Raw genomic sequence first — 18156 nt, forward strand, 5'->3', positions numbered from 1 at the left:
CAAATCACATCATTCTTTCAGGCTGCTTGCGAGAATTGGGCCAGCGGTAGCGGCGGCAATACGAAAGGCGGTGCCTTCGGGAAAAGATTGAAGCGAAGTGCCACCAGCGCCATTCGCGTGCGCTTGGCAATCGCTGGCGATCCACTCCCGATAATGGCCGCTATTGCCGCATCAATGGAGATCAGCAGATTTCGATCAATTTCGGCTGCTTGCCGCGGCTTGTTCGCCAAAGCCCGGTAATGAGCGCCCACTCCATCCAAAACCTCATCCACTGCCGAGCGACAGTTTTCCGGCAATTTGGAACGATATTGCTGAAGATCGATCGTGTTCATACCGTTCCTCAAATCCCGCAACAGATCGACCTTCGCCACATCCGCCGCCGGAACCAATGCCAGCCGTGGGGTCATCATGCCAATGCGGTCGATCATGCGAAGCAAGAGGCGATTCATGCGCTGTCGGCGATGACGCCCCGGACGGCGCTCGGCAACGAGCGCTATATCGTTCCAACCGGCCTTTATGAGGCGGCGGACGCTCCATTCTGCACCAACAGAACGCACGATCGATGTCACGACGGCCGCTATTACGATACCTAGCACCGTTGCGAGATTGGCATTGGCAAAACTGACGAAATCATGTGTCAGATGCCCCTGTAGCATGAGCATGTTGGGCAAGTTCACACAGAGCACCATGCCGAGCAGGAATTGCGAGGGAATGGCGAGCAGCAAGCCCGCTGGAATGAGAAACAATCCCAGCACCAGCACCAAGGGAAAGAAACCATCCACCAGTGGCAGCAACGCGAATTCGAAAACGAAAGCGGCAACGATCACAATCAGGAGCAGCCAGTTGAACTTGCGCATCACTGGCACCGGATCATCCATGGTTGCAAAAATGCAGCAAAAGATGCCCGCCATCATGGCTGCCGCGCTTCCCTGAGACCAACCGGTCGCAATCCAGAAGGCGGTTGCCACGCAAGTTGCCAGAAAAGCCGAAAAGCCGGAGAGAAGCGCCATGCCGTAGTCCCGATGCATTGGGCGGCCTTTCAGATGAGCATCATAACGGCGCCAGCGCAGCGAATGTCTGGAACCTGACACGATGTCCTGGCGCAGCGTGATGCAATCGCTCCATATCTGAACCAGATCGCGAACCCGCGCAGCCACATTGAAAGGCAGCAATTCACCCCAGCTCGTCGCGTCCTTTCCATGCCGGTCAATCTCTTCGATTAATTGCAACAGAACGGCCCGACGTTCGTCAGTCAGGTTTTCGCCACTTTCGATCCAGTCACAGGCCTCGTCCAACAGCTTTTGCACAGCCGGATGCCAGGATTTTTCGTTCTCACCGGGTTTCAGTGCCAGTACATCGTGCAAGCTCGATATGATCGGAAGAACAGCCACCATGCGCTGCTGCAACACCTGCAGCAAAGCCCCGACATTCCTGATCGACGACGTGTCATAGGCGACATGCGTGGTCAAACTACGCAATTCCAGCGCATCGGCCGCAAGACGCTGACGATCCCGAAGAAATTCGGGTGTCGCGCCTTCACCCCGCATGCTTGCCAGCGCAAGTTTGGAGCCGTCACGCAACCAGTTATCAATACGATTGACCAGCACCGGACCGCTATGACGCGGGAAAACGAGACGATTCACGACAGCGGCGCAAATAATGCCGATTGCGATCTCTTCGACACGGCCGACCGCATAATCGAACGTCGTTTCAGGCACCGATACAACCGCGAAACTTGCGATTGCCACCGTATAACCGGCCAGCATGAAGAGATAGCTGCGCGGTGTGCCGTCAAGCAGGCTGATCGCGAGACATAGCCCCATCCAAAGACCGATGGCCAATGTCAGAATTTCAGGGGAATTGACCAGATGCGGCACGAACAGGACGGTTACAGCCCCGCCGATTATCGTACCGATCAGACGATAGAAGCCCTTTGACGTAGTCGCCCCTGACAGCGGATGCGCAACGATATAAACCGCCGCAATCGACCAATAGGGATTGGGCAAGTTGGCCATCAACCCGATCCACAGGGCAAGCATGGCCGCAGCGAAAGTCTTCAATGAAAAGACTACGTCCCAGAACTTCGGGGTTGTTTCGGCTGGCTTCGTCATAGCTTGTGGAACACCGGTTGAATGCATTGCATCTCTCCGGTCGGAAGGCCGATCAGAAAGACTGTTGAAACTTCTCATTCAGCTTGCGCAGTACTTCCATGGCGACATCGACCGCATCGGAATCGAAACCGCCGAGGAAATGAGCGCGAAGACGGGCAGCAGATTTTTCCACCTTGCTGGCAAGGGCGCGACCGTCCTCTGTCAGTTGAATGAGCTTGATGCGACGATCAGCGTCGTCGGCGATGCGCTGGATCAGGCCATCCTTTTCCAGCTCATCCACAACCCGAACTATCGTTGGCCCCTCTATGCCAACCCGTTCGGCCAGCACACCTTGGGGAATACGATCTCCGTGCCGCAGCAGGATCATCAGCGGTATGGCTTTCGCGTCGGAAAGACCATGTTCCGCCATCGCCGCATCAAAAGCTTTTCGCCAACCTCTGGCGGCGCTTGCAAGAAGCGGTGCGAATTCGACCCACGCTTGTTTCATCACATCAATTCCATTCAAATAGATAGCTTCATATCTATATGGATACAATCTATTTAAATGCAACAGGCATGATATTTCCCATCAATTGTTTGTGTAGGAATGACAATCAATTGCCTCTTGATGCGTCGCCATAGCGCTTGACCTCTGCCCCTGCCCTCTGCCATCGATGCTGACATGCGCGCAAATTACAAAATGCAGAGACTATACGTTGAAAACGATCTTGAATCTGGCAGCCAGATTGAGGTCGCCTCACAGGCCGGACATTATCTTACCCATGTCCTGCGATTGAAGGATGGCGATGAAATTCTCGCTTTCAACGGGCGCGACGGCGAGTGGAAATCAAGACTGAGACCGGAGGGTAAAAAACGGCTTTTTCTCGAGCCCTTCGAACAAACGCGCCCGCAGCCTTCTGCAAGCGACCTGATCTATTGCTTCGCCCCGCTGAAGCAGGGGCGGCTGGACTATATGGTGCAAAAAGCGGTGGAGATGGGCGCAGGCGTGCTGCAACCAGTCATTACGCAGCACACGCAGGTACCGAAACTGGGAACTGACCGCGTCAGAGCCAATGCGATAGAAGCTGCGGAACAATGTGGCGTTCTTTCCCTGCCTGAATGTCGCGAAGCCATCCGCTTCGACCGCTTTATCGAGCAGTGGGACAAATCCCGTCATTTGATCTTTTGCGACGAAGGCCACGAATCGGACGATCCGCTGGCTATCCTGCAGAAGATGACAGCAGGCCCTGCAGCGGTGCTGATCGGTCCGGAAGGCGGTTTTTCAGAAGACGAACGTCAAACACTTCGAACACTCCCATTCGTGACACCCATTCCGCTCGGCCCACGAATCCTGCGAGCCGATACGGCTGCCGTTGCGGCACTGGCTTTAGTACAAACTGTGCTGGGGGACTGGTCCCATGCAGGATGACGTTCTCGAAATTTGATGTTCAATGGAATTGACTTGCGCGATTTGACAATTTTGTCCAATCACGCTGAAAAGCGAAAAAACGACTAGGGACAGACTGCATGGCGCGCGATACGACGGACGAAACGGCACTGACGGGCGTTGAACAACTGGCAACCTATCTGGCTGGCGGGTGCAAGCCCAAGGATGCCTGGCGCATAGGAACCGAACACGAGAAATTTCCCTTCTATACGGTCGATAACAGCCCTGTGCCCTATGAGGGACCGCGCGGCATCAAGGCCATACTTGAAGGCATGCAGGCCACGCTTGGCTGGGAACCGATTATCGATGAAGGCAATATCATCGGGCTTGTAGAACCCACTGGACAGGGCGCGATCTCTCTGGAACCCGGCGGTCAGTTCGAGCTTTCCGGCGCGCCGCTTTCGACAATTCACCAGACATGCCGTGAAGTCAACGCGCATCTGTCTCAGGTTCGCGAAATCGCCGAACCTTTGGGCATCCGTTTTCTGGGAGTCGGCGGCAGTCCCAAATGGACCCGGGCTGAAACGCCTGCCATGCCGAAATCCCGCTACAAGATCATGACCAACTACATGCCCAAAGTCGGGCATGAAGGTCTGGACATGATGTATCGCACTTCGACCATTCAGGTAAATCTCGACTTCAGTTCAGAACGTGACATGCGCCGCAAGATGCAGGTTTCGATGAAGCTGCAATCGGTGGCCACCGCGCTTTTTGCGAGTTCGCCTTTCACCGAAGGCAAGCCGAACCGTCTCCTGTCGTGGCGCTCGAACATCTGGCGCGACACGGACAACCAGCGCTCGGGCGTTCTGCCTTTCGTCTTCTCGGAAAACTTCGGTTTTGCCGATTATGTCGATTGGGCTCTCGATGTGCCGATGTATTTCATCCTGCGCGACGGCCATTATCATGACTGTACGCATGTTACATTCCGCCAGTTCATGAACGGCGCATTGAAAGGTGAAGTCAGCGATCCGGTTCCCAACATGGGCGACTGGACCAATCACCTTTCAACGCTTTTCCCCGAGGTTCGCCTGAAGCGGTTCCTGGAGATGCGCGGAGCCGACGGCGGCCCATGGCGCCGCATTTGCGCCCTTCCAGCCTATTGGGTGGGTTTGCTCTATGACGAAGAAGCCCTGACAGCCGCCGAGCTTTTGACTAAGGACTGGACGTATGAAGAAGTGCTTGCACTTCGCAACGAAGTTCCAGCCAAGGCATTGAACACAACCTTCCGTGGCAAACCGCTGGAACAGATCGCCCGCGAGACCTTAAAAATCTCCCGTCTGGGCCTTTTGAACCGCAACAAGCTCAACAGTGAAGGCCATGACGAAACTCACTTCCTTGCCCCGCTGGAAGAAATTGTCGCTGCCGGGGTGACTGATGCCGAGCGTATGCTGAAAGCATATAACAGCGTCTGGGCTGGTTCGGTCGATCCGATCTTCCTGGAATATGCCTATTGAGCCTTGAGCCGCAAAGCACATCGAGCACAAAGGGCGCGAAATTCGCGCCCTTTGTGTTTTAATCAGCTCGTAACCTGCTGGCCCTTCGTTGGATCGGGTATCACGACAATCGTGCTGCCATCGCGCACATTATTATAAAGATCGATCACATCCTGATTGAGCATGCGTATACATCCTGACGATACAGCCTTGCCGATGCTCCAGGCTTCCGGCGATCCATGAATGCGGTAAAGCGTATCCCGCCCGTCCTTGTGAATATACATCGCTCTTGCGCCAAGCGGGTTCTTGATCCCGGGGGGCATTCCACCATTGGCAATGCTGTAGGGCTCCAGCGATGGCTGGCGGGCGACCATCTCGTCCGGGGGTGTCCACCGCGGCCATTGCCGCTTATAGGCAATTTTTGCGCGTCCCGCCCACGCAAAACCATCACGCCCAACGCCGATACCGTATCGCATGGCTCGCCCGTTGCCGAGCACATGATAAAGATATTTGTTCGGCGTATCGACGATGACCGTGCCTTTTACTTCGTCTGTCGGATAGTTGACCTCCTGCCGCCAGAACTTGGGATCGACCTTGCTCGTGTCGACCGCAGGAATTGGGAATTGTTCTTCCGGCAATGCCTGGTACATCAGCGGCACGGGTCGCGAAGGTGCGGGTTGAGGCAGTTTTTTCACCGGCTGTGATGGCTGCGGCACCGTCGAAACACAGCCCGACAACGCAATGGCGCTGGCACCGATAAGAAAGCCACGACGGCTGAAAGCAGCCTTCGCAAAGCCATGTGCAAGATTGTCTTGGGAGTTTTTACGCGGCATCCTGAATCCCTAATAATGGCAGATGCGCGAAAAAAGGAGTTCAAGCTTAAGTCAGCCTTAAGGCCAGGCAATCTCGGCAGAAATCGGAAAACACCGCGACTGACTGTTGCTAAAATAACGATCCCTGATTTCCAGACCCCGGCGATGGCGTCCTTTTGCTTTGTGGAGACTTCGTAGGTTCATTTTCTTCGTGGCCCGCAACGACCGCCACGTCACCATCGCGAAACCGAACGGACAATGCATCACCAGCCGATACTGATGCAGCCTGCTTTACCGGTTTCCCTTCTGTATCGAAGACAACCGCGAAGCCGCGATCGAGAACGCTTTCATAAGAAAGCGTGCGCATAAGACGTTCCAACTCCTGACCGCGCCGTTTGGCTCTTTCAATGAGAAGCCGCACGGCCTGGTCGCGACGACGATCCAGCTGCTCTATCGAGAGGGTCGCAAGCTTCGTGCGTCGCAGTATCGGCTCAGCCGAAAGACGACTTGCCCGATGTGAGAAAGCAGTTCGCCGTTCGCGCAGGAATTTCTTAAGCGCACGGGGCAATCGTTGTTCAAGAACGGAAATCTGGCGTTCCAGTTCCGTGAACCGGCGTTGCAGAAGGCGCGGCGATAATTGTCGCGCATGGCCTTCAAAGTGAACACGCTTCTTTTGCGTATTGACGAACAGTGCCCGCGTAAGACGCGAAGCCGCTTCATCGAAGCGGCGACGCGGCAAAGCCAACAGTTGGTCTGCTGACGGAAGAGAACGCGCCGCTGAACGATGCATTTGCCGCTTCAGATCGATAAAGCGGGACATCGCCGACGAGAGCCGCGCGGATTGGCCAGCCAATGCTGCGACGAGGTCCGCCTTTACAGGAACCGCCATTTCCGCAGCGCCTGTCGGCGTGGGGGCACGAACATCCGCCGCAAGGTCTATCAAAGTCCAGTCGGTTTCGTGACCGACCGCCGAGATCACCGGTATATGCGATGCAGCAACAGCGCGCACCACAATCTCGTCATTGAAGCCCCACAGGTCTTCCAGACTGCCACCGCCGCGCGCCACGATCAGCACATCCGGCCTCGGAATGTCCCCGTCTTCGGGCAAAGCGTTGAAACCATCCACAGCGGCGGCTACTTCCGGCCCGCTCGTCTCGCCCTGCACACGCACGGGCCAGACGATGACATGCAGTGGATAGCGGTCTGAAATCCGGTGAATAATGTCGCGAATGACTGCCCCGGTTGGTGAAGTCACGACCCCGATCACACGGGGCATAAACGGCAGAAGCTGCTTGACGGCGGGATCGAACATGCCTTCCGATGCCAGCCGCCGTTTACGCTCTTCCAGTAGCGCCATCAGCGCTCCGGCGCCGGCAGGCTCCATCTGTTCGATGACGATCTGATATTTTGAAGAGCCCGGATAAGTGGTGAGCTTGCCAGTGGCAATCACCTCCATCCCTTCTTCGGGTCGGAAACGCAGGCGGCTCATCGAACCGCGCCAGATCACCGCTTCGAGCCGCGAACGATCATCTTTCAACGCGAAATAGGCATGTCCCGACGAATGCGGGCCACGATAGCCGGAAATTTCGCCGCGTACGCGCACATGCCCGAACGTATCCTCTACCGTGCGCTTCAACGCGCCGGAAATCTCGGAAACGCTATACTCGGCCACATTGGACGATGCGCCGGTAAAACTCGAATCGGAAGCCATGCTCATCCCATCATTGGCAACCAGAGAGCATGGCCGGTCAAGAAGCCATGCGGCGATTTACTGCGTCATCACCAGCCCGGCAGCAATTCATTGGCTCGCACCCTCCTCGTACGAACCGCCGGAAACGGCGAAATTTCCGCCGAAGCCATCGCGCCGGGTTGCGGTGACGATATATTGTCTAGACTTTCGATGATATGCTGCGCAAGTGCATCTACAACAGCGTTTTGTTTTGCATGGCCGCGCATGATGCCGATGCCGAATTCCGGCAACATTCCAAACCCGTCAGCTTCACCAAGCACACGCATACCGGGGCGCAGCGCACATTCCGGCAGCACGGAGATTGCAAGTCCCGAAAGAACTGCGGCCGCGAGGACCGTCGCAGACCAGCTCGTGATGATGATGCGATAATCGCGTCTGGCTGCTTCCAGCACATCGATCGCGGCATGACGCCAGATGCAGGTTGGCCGTCCGACAGCAAGCGGCAGCACAGCTTCTTCATGCACTGCGTGGTTGGCAGATGTCACCCATAGCAACGGCTCAGTTCGGACAACTTCCGAACGACGTTTGTCATCGCATTGGGTGACAAGGGCAATATCCAGTGTTCCGCGACGAATCATTTCATCGAGATTGACGGTTGGCTCGCACACGACCGACAATTCGACGCGAGGATTTGATCTCGCAAACCGCGCCATGATTTCAGGGAGAAACCGATCGGCATAATCGTCTGGCGTCCCGATCCGCACGTGACCTTCCAGCTGGGTATCGTCAAATGCGGCGATAGTCTCGCCATTGAGCTGCATCATGCGACGCGCATAGAGCAAAAGCCGCTCGCCTTCTTCCGTGAGACGATTGGTCCTTCCGTCACGCTCGAACAAAGGCTTGCCGATACGCTCTTCCAGCCGCCGCATCTGCATGGACACGGCGGATTGCGTCTTGAAAACAGCATCTGCGGCACGCGTAAAACTGCCCATATCCGCAATGGCGATGAAAGTCTGCAACTGATCGAGATCCAGAGGTGTACTCATTGGCGTCATCCATCATTATTATTGAAGAATGACATTAAAAACATTCGTTGGAACAATCAATTCGATTGTTGGATAAAGCCGCCATCGTAGAGGAAAAGGAGCCGCGAAAGCGAATGACCCTGGCGATAAGGATTACATAGACCCCGCTAAATCAAAGGAGAGCGGACATGACAGCGACAAGCAAGATGACGACCACACACTTACCGGCAGCGAGCGCACCGACTTCCACGCTCACGCAGATGGTGAAAGCCGTGTTTATGTCGATCGTGCGTCGCTGGACGTTTTCCCACGGTCGACGGCAAGTGCTGAATCTAAGCGACTTTGACGATCATATGCTGCGCGATATCGGGCTTCGCCGTGAGGATATTTACACGGCGGTCCATTATCGCGGGGCGGAAGATCCGACCCACATTCTGGGCGAGCTCGCGGATGCACGGCTGCGGATCAAGGCAACACGCCATATCTGCTGAAAGGCATCTTCCTGCAGTCAGAGGCCAACTCTCTGAACTCGCAGAGCGAACATCTGGCAGGCGCCACCTTCACATGCCGGGTCCCCTCTCGGCCAGCCTGCCTTCTTGCCCGGCCGCTCCTCCGCTGGCCGGGCTTTTTTTATGGGCTGGTTTCCGGGAAACAGTTCATTCGCATGACATTCCGCGCCAACCCGACCACTTAAAATCAGCGATTGCGGGATAACTGAAATCGCTGTGATTTTTTTCGAAGAAAAGTATTGCGTTCGGTGTTTGAGTTCGCTAGATGGAGGCCGTCGTGAACGAGCGAACGCTTCAATCACGCTTGCAAGCCTCCAATCGGAAGGCATTTGCGAATCCCTGCTGGGGGATAGTTTAAGGGTAGAACAGCGGACTCTGACTCCGTTAGTCTTGGTTCGAATCCAGGTCCCCCAGCCATTTGATTTTCCTGCATAATTTCCAAAACAGCGGATAATCCGTCCGCGGCCATTCTTCCCGATTTTTGAATTGATCAGCCGATAGCAATCAGCTTCGGTACTCGTATATCGCGAGCCGGATTTTTGGTTCTCGGAGACACCTATCAGACCGAACATTACAAAAAATATCGTTCTGCTCTTGAACTTGCCAGATCCATGCACATTTGAAGAAATGCAGCGCCGGGCCCCTCTGGTCATGGCTACCGCTATGGCGATGTCGGGGCTGCTCCACTTGTTCAAATGGAGATGGTCCGGCGATGGATTCGCTTATTGTAGCCCTTTCGGGCGATTTTCTCGGCACACCTGTATATTTTTGGGCGGCATTTATCATTGTGGTCGTCGGCTTGCTCGTCTTCGATCTCGGCATTCTCCATCGTGACGAACACGAGATCGAAGCCAAGGAAAGCCTCCTGCTTTATGGTTTCTATGTTCTGATCGCACTCGCCTTCGGCGGCTGGGTCTGGTGGCAGCGCGGAGCGGCAGCCGGTCTGGAATTTTATACCGGCTATCTGATCGAGCAGAGCCTCGCGATGGACAACATGTTTGTTATCGCAACGATTTTCGGCTTTCTCGGCATCCCGCGCCTTTATCAGCATCGCGTCTTGTTCTGGGGTATTCTTGGCGTCATCGCCTTCAGGGCAATCCTGATCGGGCTGGGCGCCGCACTTGTGCACGAGTTCAACTGGATTCTTTTCCTCTTCGGCGCGTTCCTCGTTTTCACCGGCTTCAAGATGTTCGGCCACAAAGATGAGACGCCCGACATCGAACAGAACGCCGTTTTCAGATTCCTGCGTCGTCGCTTCAACATCACCAGTGAGTTGCATGGCCGCAAATTCACGGTCAAGCAACCGCATCCGAAGACCGGCAAAATGGTTACCTGGCTGACACCACTGGCAGTTGCGCTGATCATGGTGGAAACAGTTGACCTCATCTTCGCAGTCGACTCAGTGCCAGCCGTCTTCGCTGTCACTCAGGACACGTTCATCGTCTACACTTCGAACATCTTTGCCGTTCTCGGCTTGCGCGCCCTTTATTTCGCACTCGCGGCTGCAATGAACCGGTTCCGCTATCTGCAGGTCTCGCTTGCCATCATTCTGGTGCTGATCGGCATCAAGATTTTCCTCGTGCCGCTGGGTGTTCACATCAACACGTTGCTTTCGCTTGTCGTGACGCTCGCCATCCTCGCGAGCGGTGTACTTTACTCGCTTTATAAAACCCGCAACGAGCCTGACATGACCGTCGAGGACCTCGCCAAACAGCACCACATCGAAAACTGATCGAAAGCAGTTTCAACCACGAAAAGGCTGGCGTTAACCGCCGGCCTTTCTGTCTATACAGTCCGACCCCATTACTATCTAAGCATATGAGAATTTATGGGTAGCACGCGCGAGATTGTCTCGATATGAGTGCGCCATGACACGCAAAGGCCAAGGCTATCTCTTCACGCTTCTCGCGGTTACCATTTTTGCGACGCAGGATGGTATCTCGAAATACCTCGGCACCCATTATTCGCCCATCCTGATAACGATGATCCGCTATTGGGTCTTTGCAGTGTTCGTTCTTCTGCTTGCTGCTCGCTCCGGCGGCATTGCAAAGGCCGCGGCAACGAAACGCCCCCTCCTTCAGCTTTTCCGCGGTCTTCTGCTTGCTGCTGAAATCGTTACATTCATCTTCGCCCTCAGTCGCGCCGGCATGGCAACGGCACAATCGATCTTTCAGGGTGCGCCGCTATTGGTGACGATGCTCTCCGTACCGTTCCTCGGTGAAAAGGTCGGCTGGCGACGATGGACGGCAATCATCGTGGGGTTGATCGGCGTTTTGCTGATTATCAATCCGGTGAACGCGACATTCGATGCCAGCCTGCTATTGCCGGTAGCGGCGATGGTCATGTTTGCCGTCTACGCTGTCGCGACGCGCGCCGTCAGCAAAAGTGACGATGCCATGACAAGCTTTTTCTATACCGGCGTGGCGGGCGCGGTCGCTCTCACCTTTGTCGGTAGCTTCTATCTCATGCCGATTGCCAGAAGCGACTGGTTCTGGATGGCAGCGCTGTGCGCCTGCGGCATAGCGAGCCACTACTTCCTCATCCGCGCCTATGACATTCTCGAGGCTGGAGAAGTGCAGCCGCTCACCTATCTGCAGCTGGTTATCGGCGCCTGCATTGCGGTCACGGTGTTCGACGAACAGTTGTCATGGAACATCATCGTCGGAGCGATTATCGTTGTCAGCGCCGGACTGTTCTCGGTCTTCCGCGAACGGCAGCTTGGTAAAAGCAAGCCGCCGACGCTCGCTTAGGCGGAACCTATCGAATTGATTGGCCAAAACGTCCTTGCCCCGGCGCTCTGGCTTGACCTGCCGAGAGTGCCGGTCCTTTTATGTCTTCTGTACAGTGCAAGCAGGGTCGGGCGGGTATGACATGACGCAGACAGTCGCATCGCATATCACTTACATCAAAACCGACTGCGCGATTGCAGGCGGTGGGCCAGCAGGTTTGATGCTGGGTCTTCTGCTTGCCCGCTCAGGCGTGAACGTGATCGTTCTTGAGAAGCATTCGGATTTTCTACGGGATTTTCGCGGCGACACAATTCACCCGTCCACTCTTCAGATCATGCATGAACTCGATTTGCTGGACGGGCTCCTTGCGTTACCCCATACCAAGGCACATCGGCTAAACGCGGAAATCAGTGGTCAGGACATAACAATCGCGGATTTTTCGAAGATTCCGGCGCAATGCCGGTTCATTGCTTTCATGCCGCAATGGGAGTTTCTCGATTATATCGCACGTGAAGCTGCGAAATATCCCAACTTCAAACTCGTCATGCCGGCCAGCGTGGTGGAACTGATTGAACGGGACGGCAATGTTACCGGTCTCGTCGCGGCAACGCCCGATGAAACGATCAATATCAGCGCCCAGCTCGTGGTGGGTGCCGACGGCAGAAACTCCGTGGTGCGCACAAAAGCCGGTATGGAGATCGAGAGCTTTGGTTCGCCAAGCGAGATACTCTGGATGAAATTGTCTCATCTTGCCAACGACCCGCCCTATACGATGGGGCATGGTGGACCCCGGCAAGGTTTTGTGATGATCGATCGTGGTGATTACTGGCAATGCGGTTACGTACTCCGCAAACAGTCTTTCACCGAGGTAAAACAAAAGGGGCTCGAGGCATTCAGGGAAGCGGTAGCGAAAGTGTCCCCATTGCCCGCTGACCGAATGGATGAAATACGTACATGGGATGATGTCCATTTGTTGAGTGTACGCATTGATCGGCTGAAGAAATGGTGGAAACCGGGACTTTTATGCATCGGGGATGCCGCCCATGCCATGTCGCCTATCGGCGGGTTCGGAGTTAATCTCGCCATTCAGGATGCCGTTGCGGCAGCGAATATTCTGGCTGCACCGCTCAAGGGCAACGTGGCCTTATCCCGTCACCTCGCAGCCGTCGAGGCGCGACGCCGCTTTCCAACAAAGGCAACGCAGAAGCTGCAGCTGATGATGCGCAGCGATCGCCGCAAACGCGAAACGAATGACACAAGACAAGATGGACCGCCCGCTTTCATGCGTCATCTCGCCCGCTGGCCAATACTGGCCCATCTCGCCGGCAGACTGATTGGGGTCGGCTTCCGCCCGGAGCACGTCCGCAACAAGTGAGCGGAAGATTTCAGTCTATATCGTCGAGTTCGTCGTGAATTCCGGCAACAATCTCCAGCCGCTGTTGCGCCGATTTGCCTGCGAGCGAAGCGTAGGTCAATGCGAGAAGCCGAATGGCGCTGCTGACTGCCGTATAAGATGCCCCCAATGCAAAACTGTCCACATGGCACGGCAGGACGACACGAGCATAACGCTGCGCCTCCGAAACCGATCCCCGGTCCGTAATAGTCACGATATTCAGCCGGCTGGTAACGGCATATTCGAGAATTTGTTTCAGCAAAGCCCGATGCGGCGGCAGCGTGATCAGCAACAACACGTCTTTCGGGCCGGTCATGGCCAGATCTTCAGCCCACGAACCCTGATTGATGCCAAGAATCATCACACTGTGCCGCAGCCTTGAAAACAGAAGCCGCGCGTACCGTGCGAACCCTTCCTCATCGCCCATTCCGATCACCCAGACGCGCGGCGCGGCAGCGATCATTTCCGCAGCCTCGCGCATCTTGTCGGAACGCAGCGCCTCGAAGGTTCGCGTGATATTGGCGATCTCCAGATCGAGATGCGCGCTGATGGTACGCACCAACGGCACTTCCTCATCAATTGCAGCCGAATATTCATAGGGTTCGGTGCGATTGCGCTCCTCACGCGCCTGGAGTTTTACTTCATTGAAATCGGCATAACCAAGATGCTGAAAGAAACGAGCCGTCGTTGCCTTGGATACACCGGCCATCTCCGCGATTTCGGTAGCGGAATGAATAAGAATATCGTCCTCGCGTTCAAGAACAAGCTGCGCGATTTTCTGCTCTCCTGCCGTGAGCTTTGCGTAGCGCTCTTGTATGCGCAGTACCAGACGTGAAGCCATGTGCGTTTATTCCGAATCTCTAATGCACTAAAAAAGCTTATCATTGCCCCTTGCAATACTGAAACATTTGTTTCATTGATAGTGAAACATTGAAATTCATGGAATCTCCATGGCGTATTCCCGCAATACCCGGCAGCGCATATGGGAGCGACTGAAAGATGTCGCACGCCCCGATGCACGCTTCCACCTCAAATTTTCGGAATTCATTCCCGATTTTGAAGGTGTCGAGACAGCTACCGATCAATTGCTGGCGCTGGAAGGGTTTGCAAAGGCCAATCTGGTTTTTGTTACCCCGGATAATTCCATGATCGAGTTGCGCCGTCGCCTGATCATGTCGGGTACACCATTCATCATGCCGACCTACGGCATGCAGCGCGGCTTTCTCCTGCTGGAACCGGGATCCGTTCCCCCGGGGCTGGAGAAAGCCGCAGCCTGGCTTGACGGAATGGAACATTTCGGCCGGCCGGTCAGTCTTGAAGACTTGACCCATATCGGTCGTTTTGATGTCATCGCGACTGGCGCATCCGCTGTTTCCATCGACGGAGTTCGTTTTGGCAAGGGCCATGCATTCTTCGATCTGGAATGGGGCATGTTCACCGATCTGGGGCTTGCCGACGAGCAATCCCCGATCGTGGCAGCTGTGCATGATGTGCAGATCGTGGAAGAGCGCCTCAACGTTTCCGACAAAGATATCGCACTCGATTTCATCGCTACCCCCAGCCGCCTGATAGAAGTAACGCGTAATCGCCGTCGCCCCCGCGGCATCCGCTGGAACGACGTTTCAGCGGAAGAGATCCAGTCGATCCCGCCGCTGCGTGAGCTTGCGCGGATGCGCGGTATTGCCTGACAATTCAGCACCAAAAAGGAAGATTCAATGAATATTGCCCTGGATCGCCGCCGTTTTCTTGGACTGATGGGCGCCGCAGCCGCTTTGCCCGCGATGAGCCGTTTTGCCCGTGCGGATACGCCATTCAGCTTTCAGGCTTCCTGGATAAACGATGCCGAATTCAGCGGCTATTTCATTGCGGCTGACAAGGGGTTTTATCGTGAAGAGGGCCTGGACCTGAATTATATTTCCGGCGGCCCCGATGTCATTCCCGAGAGCACCATCATCGCGGGCAAGGCCGACCTGACCCTCACCACCCCTGATACGACAATCAAGGCCATCGTTGAACAGGGGGCACCTTTCAAGATCATCGGCGCCCAGTATCAAAAGAACCCTATCGGCATTGTTTCGCTCGCCAAGAACCCGATCAAGGAGCCGAAGGACCTGATCGGCAAGACCCTCGCCGTACCGCCGGTCAACGTCATCTCGGTTGAAGCCATGCTGAAGATTTCCGGCATCGAGCCTTCTCAGGTCAACATCGTTCCTTATGCATATGATCCGACGCCGCTCATCAAAGGCGAAATCGATGCCTCGCTTGACTTCACGACCAATGTTCCCTTCACCATCAAGCAGGCTGGAGAAGAGGCTGTGTCCTTCCTGCTCTATGATTTCGGCTTTACGATCTTCAACGATACGGTTGTCGTAACGGAAGAGACGCTGAAATCGAAGCGCAAGGAAATCGTTTCGTTCCTTCGCGCAAGCCGCAGGGGCTGGATTGAAAACCTCAAGGACCCGGCAGCCTACCCGCCGAAATTTGCTGACAGCTGGTTCAAGGGAACGGGGCGGTCAATCGAAAACGAAATCTATTTCAACGCTGCGCAGAAGCCGCTGATCGAAACGCCAGACGGCATATTCTCCATGAGCGAGGAAGCCATTGAGAAAACAATCACGGCGCTCGGTACCATCGGCATCGCCGCCAAGCGCGACCATTTCGACACAACGCTTCTCGAAGAGATTTGATGCCTGAAATGTCCGGGATCAAACTTGAAGATGTGACGCGCTCCTTTTCGGGGCGCGGCACGAATGTAACTGCGCTTTCCAACGTTTCACTCGAATGCCCGACCGGTTCCCTTACCGCACTCATCGGGCCGTCCGGATGCGGCAAGTCCACCATGCTGCGTCTGGCGCTTGGTCTCGACCAGCCCGATAAAGGCTCGATTTCCGTCATGGGCAAAAGCCCGATCGAGGCCGCAAAAGCCGGGCTGACGGGTGTGGCTTTTCAGGACGCGGCGCTCATGCCGTGGCGTAGCGTCGAAGATAATATTGCTTTGCCGCTGGATGTTCTCGGCCTGCCCCGTTCTGCCAAGGCAGAACGGATCGCCGAACTGATCGCTCTTGTCGGCCTGAAAGGCTTCGAAAAATCGCTTCCCGGCGAGCTTTCCGGCGGCATGCGCCAGCGCGTTGCAATCGCCCGCTCTCTGGTAACCGATCCGCGCGTCCTGTTTCTGGACGAGCCTTTCGGTGCCCTCGACCAGATATTGCGCCGCCAGATGAACATCGAGCTTCAACGCATTTGGCTTGAAAGCAAGGCGACAACGCTGCTTGTCACCCATGGGATAGACGAAGCGGTCTTTCTCGCCGACCGGATCGTGGTGATGCACAGCCGCCCCGGACGCATCGCGCAGATCATCGATATTCCGCTGGAGCGTCCACGCAGTCCCGAAATATTCAGCACGCCGCAATTCCATGCGCTGGAGGACGCCGTCGCGGAGGCTTTGCATGGCTGACGTGAAGCCGTCCAACCATCTCTCGACCTTGCGCAACTGGATTATCCTTCTTGCGATATGGGAGTTGTGCGGCCGCTTTTCGCTGATCGCTGATGGCGCCCTGCCCGCGCCTTCCGCGATTTTGACCCGTCTCTGGATAGACCGTGCCGACTATCCCGCCCATCTCCTAGCTACACTTCAGGGCGCGGGTGCGGGCTTTATCATCGGCAATCTCATCGCCGTTGCAGCAGGTATCCTGTTCGCTCTGTTTCCCGCTGCCGCCAAACTGGGGCGCGGCGTCAACATCGCGATCTTTGCGCTGCCGCCGATAGCGATCTCGCCCATTCTGGTACTGACTTTTTCAGGAATGACACCGCGCATCACGCTGGCGGCACTCGGTTGTTATTTCATCACAATGGCTGCCACCGTAACCGGCATCAGCCAGACAGACCGCCGCATGATCGACATCGTCCGCGCCTATGGCGGCAACCGATGGAAAGTGTTGCGCCTGGCGCAATTGCGATCTGCATTGCCGTCGATCCTCGCGGGTTTGCGCATTGCCGCTCCGAATGCTGTTTTAGGCTCCATTCTGGCGGAGTTCGGCGGCGGTGGTCGTTTCGGTCTCGGCGCCTATTTGATCGGTTCGCTCGGGCGAGCTGAACCGACCAGACTCTGGGGTATCGGCCTCTGCGCCACCTTGCTTGCCGGGTTGGCCTATGCGCTCTTTTCCGTTCTTGCTAAAATCCTGACTGGCAGCACCAAGGCTATCACGGTCCCGTCGAGCGCTCCGAACTTTGAACCTCGCGGGTCTCGCAGCCTGAACTTTGTCCTCACCATCTGTTCAATCGCGCTTCCGTTCGTCTTGTGGTGGCTGCTTCTGGTCAGCATGGGAACACCGGCCATGATTGCCAAGACACCGGCGGGACTGTTCGACTATCTGTTCCTCGCCCCGTCAGCGGCTCCCGCGCAGGCAAAATTGCTGACAGCGCTTTCGCAAACTTTACCACTCACATTTCTCGGCATGGCCGCAGGCATTGTCTTCGCCTTCGCCCTTGCCGTGGCGTCAGTTGCCAGACCCGCCATCGTGCGCGGCTTCATGCCAATCGCCCTTGTGACGCAGACAATGCCGCTCGTCGCGCTGACGCCCCTGCTCGTCCTGCTGCTGGGACGCGGGCCGTCCGTCATTCTCTGGATCACCATTTCGGTTACATTCTTTCCCGCATTCGTGACCATGGCGCAAGGCATGGCACTGGTTCCGCGTGCCGCGCTGGATGTTCCCCGCGCATACGGCGCGAGCGTCTGGAAACAAATTCGCCTGGTATCCGTGCCTGCTTCCCTGCCCTATCTCTTTGCCGCCATTCGCCTGGCCGTGCCGCGCGCGCTGCTCGGCGTCATGATCGCCGAATGGCTGGCAACGGGTACGGGCCTTGGAAACCTCCTCAACCAGTCTCGCGGATATCTTGACTATGGCATGATCTGGGCCGTTGCCGTGGTGTCCGTCCTGTTGTCCGTTTTTTTCTATCAAATCGTAGCCCTCTGCGAGCGCAAGGTACTCGCACGCCGGGGCATGAACCCGGCAAACTGAAATGCAAGGA

The 18156-nt window shown here is 55.9% G+C and carries 16 protein-coding genes and 1 tRNA gene; 11 read left to right on the top strand and 6 right to left on the bottom strand.

Translation table 11 applies throughout. The features are described 5' to 3' along the window. Nucleotides 1–17 precede the first annotated feature (17 nt). Together AC0TOF_RS10670 and AC0TOF_RS10675 are read right to left on the bottom strand one after the other, a co-directional pair. Nucleotides 18–2111 carry an FUSC family protein gene (locus AC0TOF_RS10670; protein WP_473768214.1) on the bottom strand — a complete coding sequence of 698 codons (2094 nt, stop codon included), beginning with the start codon at nucleotides 2109–2111 and terminating at the stop codon, nucleotides 18–20. Nucleotides 2112–2163: 52 nt separating this feature from the next. Continuing rightward, entirely contained in the window at nucleotides 2164–2598 is a 435-nt protein-coding gene (locus AC0TOF_RS10675) for a MarR family transcriptional regulator (protein WP_122001100.1), read from the bottom strand. A gap of 174 nt (nucleotides 2599–2772) precedes the next feature. Here AC0TOF_RS10675 and AC0TOF_RS10680 point away from each other — a divergent pair, with 174 nt between their 5' ends. Further along, nucleotides 2773–3519, top strand: coding sequence for a 16S rRNA (uracil(1498)-N(3))-methyltransferase (locus tag AC0TOF_RS10680; RefSeq protein WP_473768215.1), 747 nt, complete (start codon nucleotides 2773–2775; stop codon nucleotides 3517–3519). A gap of 98 nt (nucleotides 3520–3617) precedes the next feature. Further along, the gene (locus AC0TOF_RS10685) at nucleotides 3618–4991 is read left to right on the top strand and encodes a glutamate--cysteine ligase (RefSeq protein ID WP_473768216.1); all 1374 of its coding nucleotides are present in this window, start codon (nucleotides 3618–3620) and stop codon (nucleotides 4989–4991) included. A gap of 62 nt (nucleotides 4992–5053) precedes the next feature. Here the strand turns inward: AC0TOF_RS10685 and AC0TOF_RS10690 are convergent, their stop codons facing one another. The 3 genes from AC0TOF_RS10690 to AC0TOF_RS10700 all read right to left on the bottom strand — a co-directional run bounded on the left by AC0TOF_RS10690 (nucleotide 5054) and on the right by AC0TOF_RS10700 (nucleotide 8518). Next, nucleotides 5054–5803 (bottom strand): L,D-transpeptidase, encoded by a 750-nt coding sequence (locus AC0TOF_RS10690; protein WP_122001103.1) that lies wholly within the window; start codon nucleotides 5801–5803, stop codon nucleotides 5054–5056. Between the two features lie 109 nt (nucleotides 5804–5912). Continuing rightward, on the bottom strand, nucleotides 5913–7493 hold the full coding sequence (gene xseA, locus AC0TOF_RS10695) for an exodeoxyribonuclease VII large subunit (RefSeq protein WP_473768217.1): 1581 nt from the start codon (nucleotides 7491–7493) through the stop codon (nucleotides 5913–5915). A 68-nt stretch (nucleotides 7494–7561) separates the two neighbouring features. Further along, nucleotides 7562–8518 carry a LysR substrate-binding domain-containing protein gene (locus tag AC0TOF_RS10700; protein ID WP_122001105.1) on the bottom strand — a complete coding sequence of 319 codons (957 nt, stop codon included), beginning with the start codon at nucleotides 8516–8518 and terminating at the stop codon, nucleotides 7562–7564. 167 nt (nucleotides 8519–8685) lie between these two features. On the opposite strand from AC0TOF_RS10700, the gene AC0TOF_RS10705 reads away from it, so the two are divergent. From AC0TOF_RS10705 to AC0TOF_RS10725, 5 genes are all read left to right on the top strand, one after another. Beyond that, nucleotides 8686–8988: a DUF1127 domain-containing protein gene (locus tag AC0TOF_RS10705; protein ID WP_473768218.1), complete on the top strand. Its 303-nt coding sequence runs from the start codon at nucleotides 8686–8688 to the stop codon at nucleotides 8986–8988. Nucleotides 8989–9349: 361 nt separating this feature from the next. Next, nucleotides 9350–9423, top strand: a tRNA-Gln gene (locus AC0TOF_RS10710). A 295-nt stretch (nucleotides 9424–9718) separates the two neighbouring features. Then, complete coding sequence (locus AC0TOF_RS10715) at nucleotides 9719–10738, top strand: TerC family protein (RefSeq protein WP_473768219.1); 1020 nt, start codon at nucleotides 9719–9721, stop codon at nucleotides 10736–10738. Between the two features lie 136 nt (nucleotides 10739–10874). Then, complete coding sequence (locus AC0TOF_RS10720) at nucleotides 10875–11756, top strand: DMT family transporter (protein WP_473768220.1); 882 nt, start codon at nucleotides 10875–10877, stop codon at nucleotides 11754–11756. A gap of 121 nt (nucleotides 11757–11877) precedes the next feature. Continuing rightward, on the top strand, nucleotides 11878–13110 hold the full coding sequence (locus tag AC0TOF_RS10725) for an FAD-dependent oxidoreductase (protein ID WP_473768221.1): 1233 nt from the start codon (nucleotides 11878–11880) through the stop codon (nucleotides 13108–13110). A 10-nt stretch (nucleotides 13111–13120) separates the two neighbouring features. Here the strand turns inward: AC0TOF_RS10725 and AC0TOF_RS10730 are convergent, their stop codons facing one another. Continuing rightward, nucleotides 13121–13969 (bottom strand): MurR/RpiR family transcriptional regulator, encoded by an 849-nt coding sequence (locus AC0TOF_RS10730; RefSeq protein WP_473768222.1) that lies wholly within the window; start codon nucleotides 13967–13969, stop codon nucleotides 13121–13123. 109 nt (nucleotides 13970–14078) lie between these two features. Here AC0TOF_RS10730 and AC0TOF_RS10735 point away from each other — a divergent pair, with 109 nt between their 5' ends. The 4 genes from AC0TOF_RS10735 to AC0TOF_RS10750 are packed head-to-tail and all read left to right on the top strand — an operon-like array spanning nucleotide 14079 to nucleotide 18146. After that, nucleotides 14079–14816, top strand: a complete 738-nt coding sequence (locus tag AC0TOF_RS10735) for a 5-formyltetrahydrofolate cyclo-ligase (RefSeq protein WP_122001113.1) — start codon at nucleotides 14079–14081, stop codon at nucleotides 14814–14816. A 27-nt stretch (nucleotides 14817–14843) separates the two neighbouring features. Continuing rightward, nucleotides 14844–15815, top strand: a complete 972-nt coding sequence (locus AC0TOF_RS10740; protein ID WP_473768223.1) for an ABC transporter substrate-binding protein — start codon at nucleotides 14844–14846, stop codon at nucleotides 15813–15815. Further along, nucleotides 15815–16582, top strand: a complete 768-nt coding sequence (locus AC0TOF_RS10745; protein WP_473768224.1) for an ABC transporter ATP-binding protein — start codon at nucleotides 15815–15817, stop codon at nucleotides 16580–16582. Before AC0TOF_RS10740 ends, AC0TOF_RS10745 begins: the two co-directional genes overlap by 1 nt. Next, nucleotides 16575–18146 carry an ABC transporter permease gene (locus AC0TOF_RS10750; protein WP_473768225.1) on the top strand — a complete coding sequence of 524 codons (1572 nt, stop codon included), beginning with the start codon at nucleotides 16575–16577 and terminating at the stop codon, nucleotides 18144–18146. The genes AC0TOF_RS10745 and AC0TOF_RS10750 overlap by 8 nt, the downstream gene beginning before the upstream one ends. The last annotated feature ends 10 nt before the right edge of the window (nucleotides 18147–18156 follow it).

The sequence above is a fragment of the Ochrobactrum sp. PL_is501 genome (assembly GCF_055816895.1).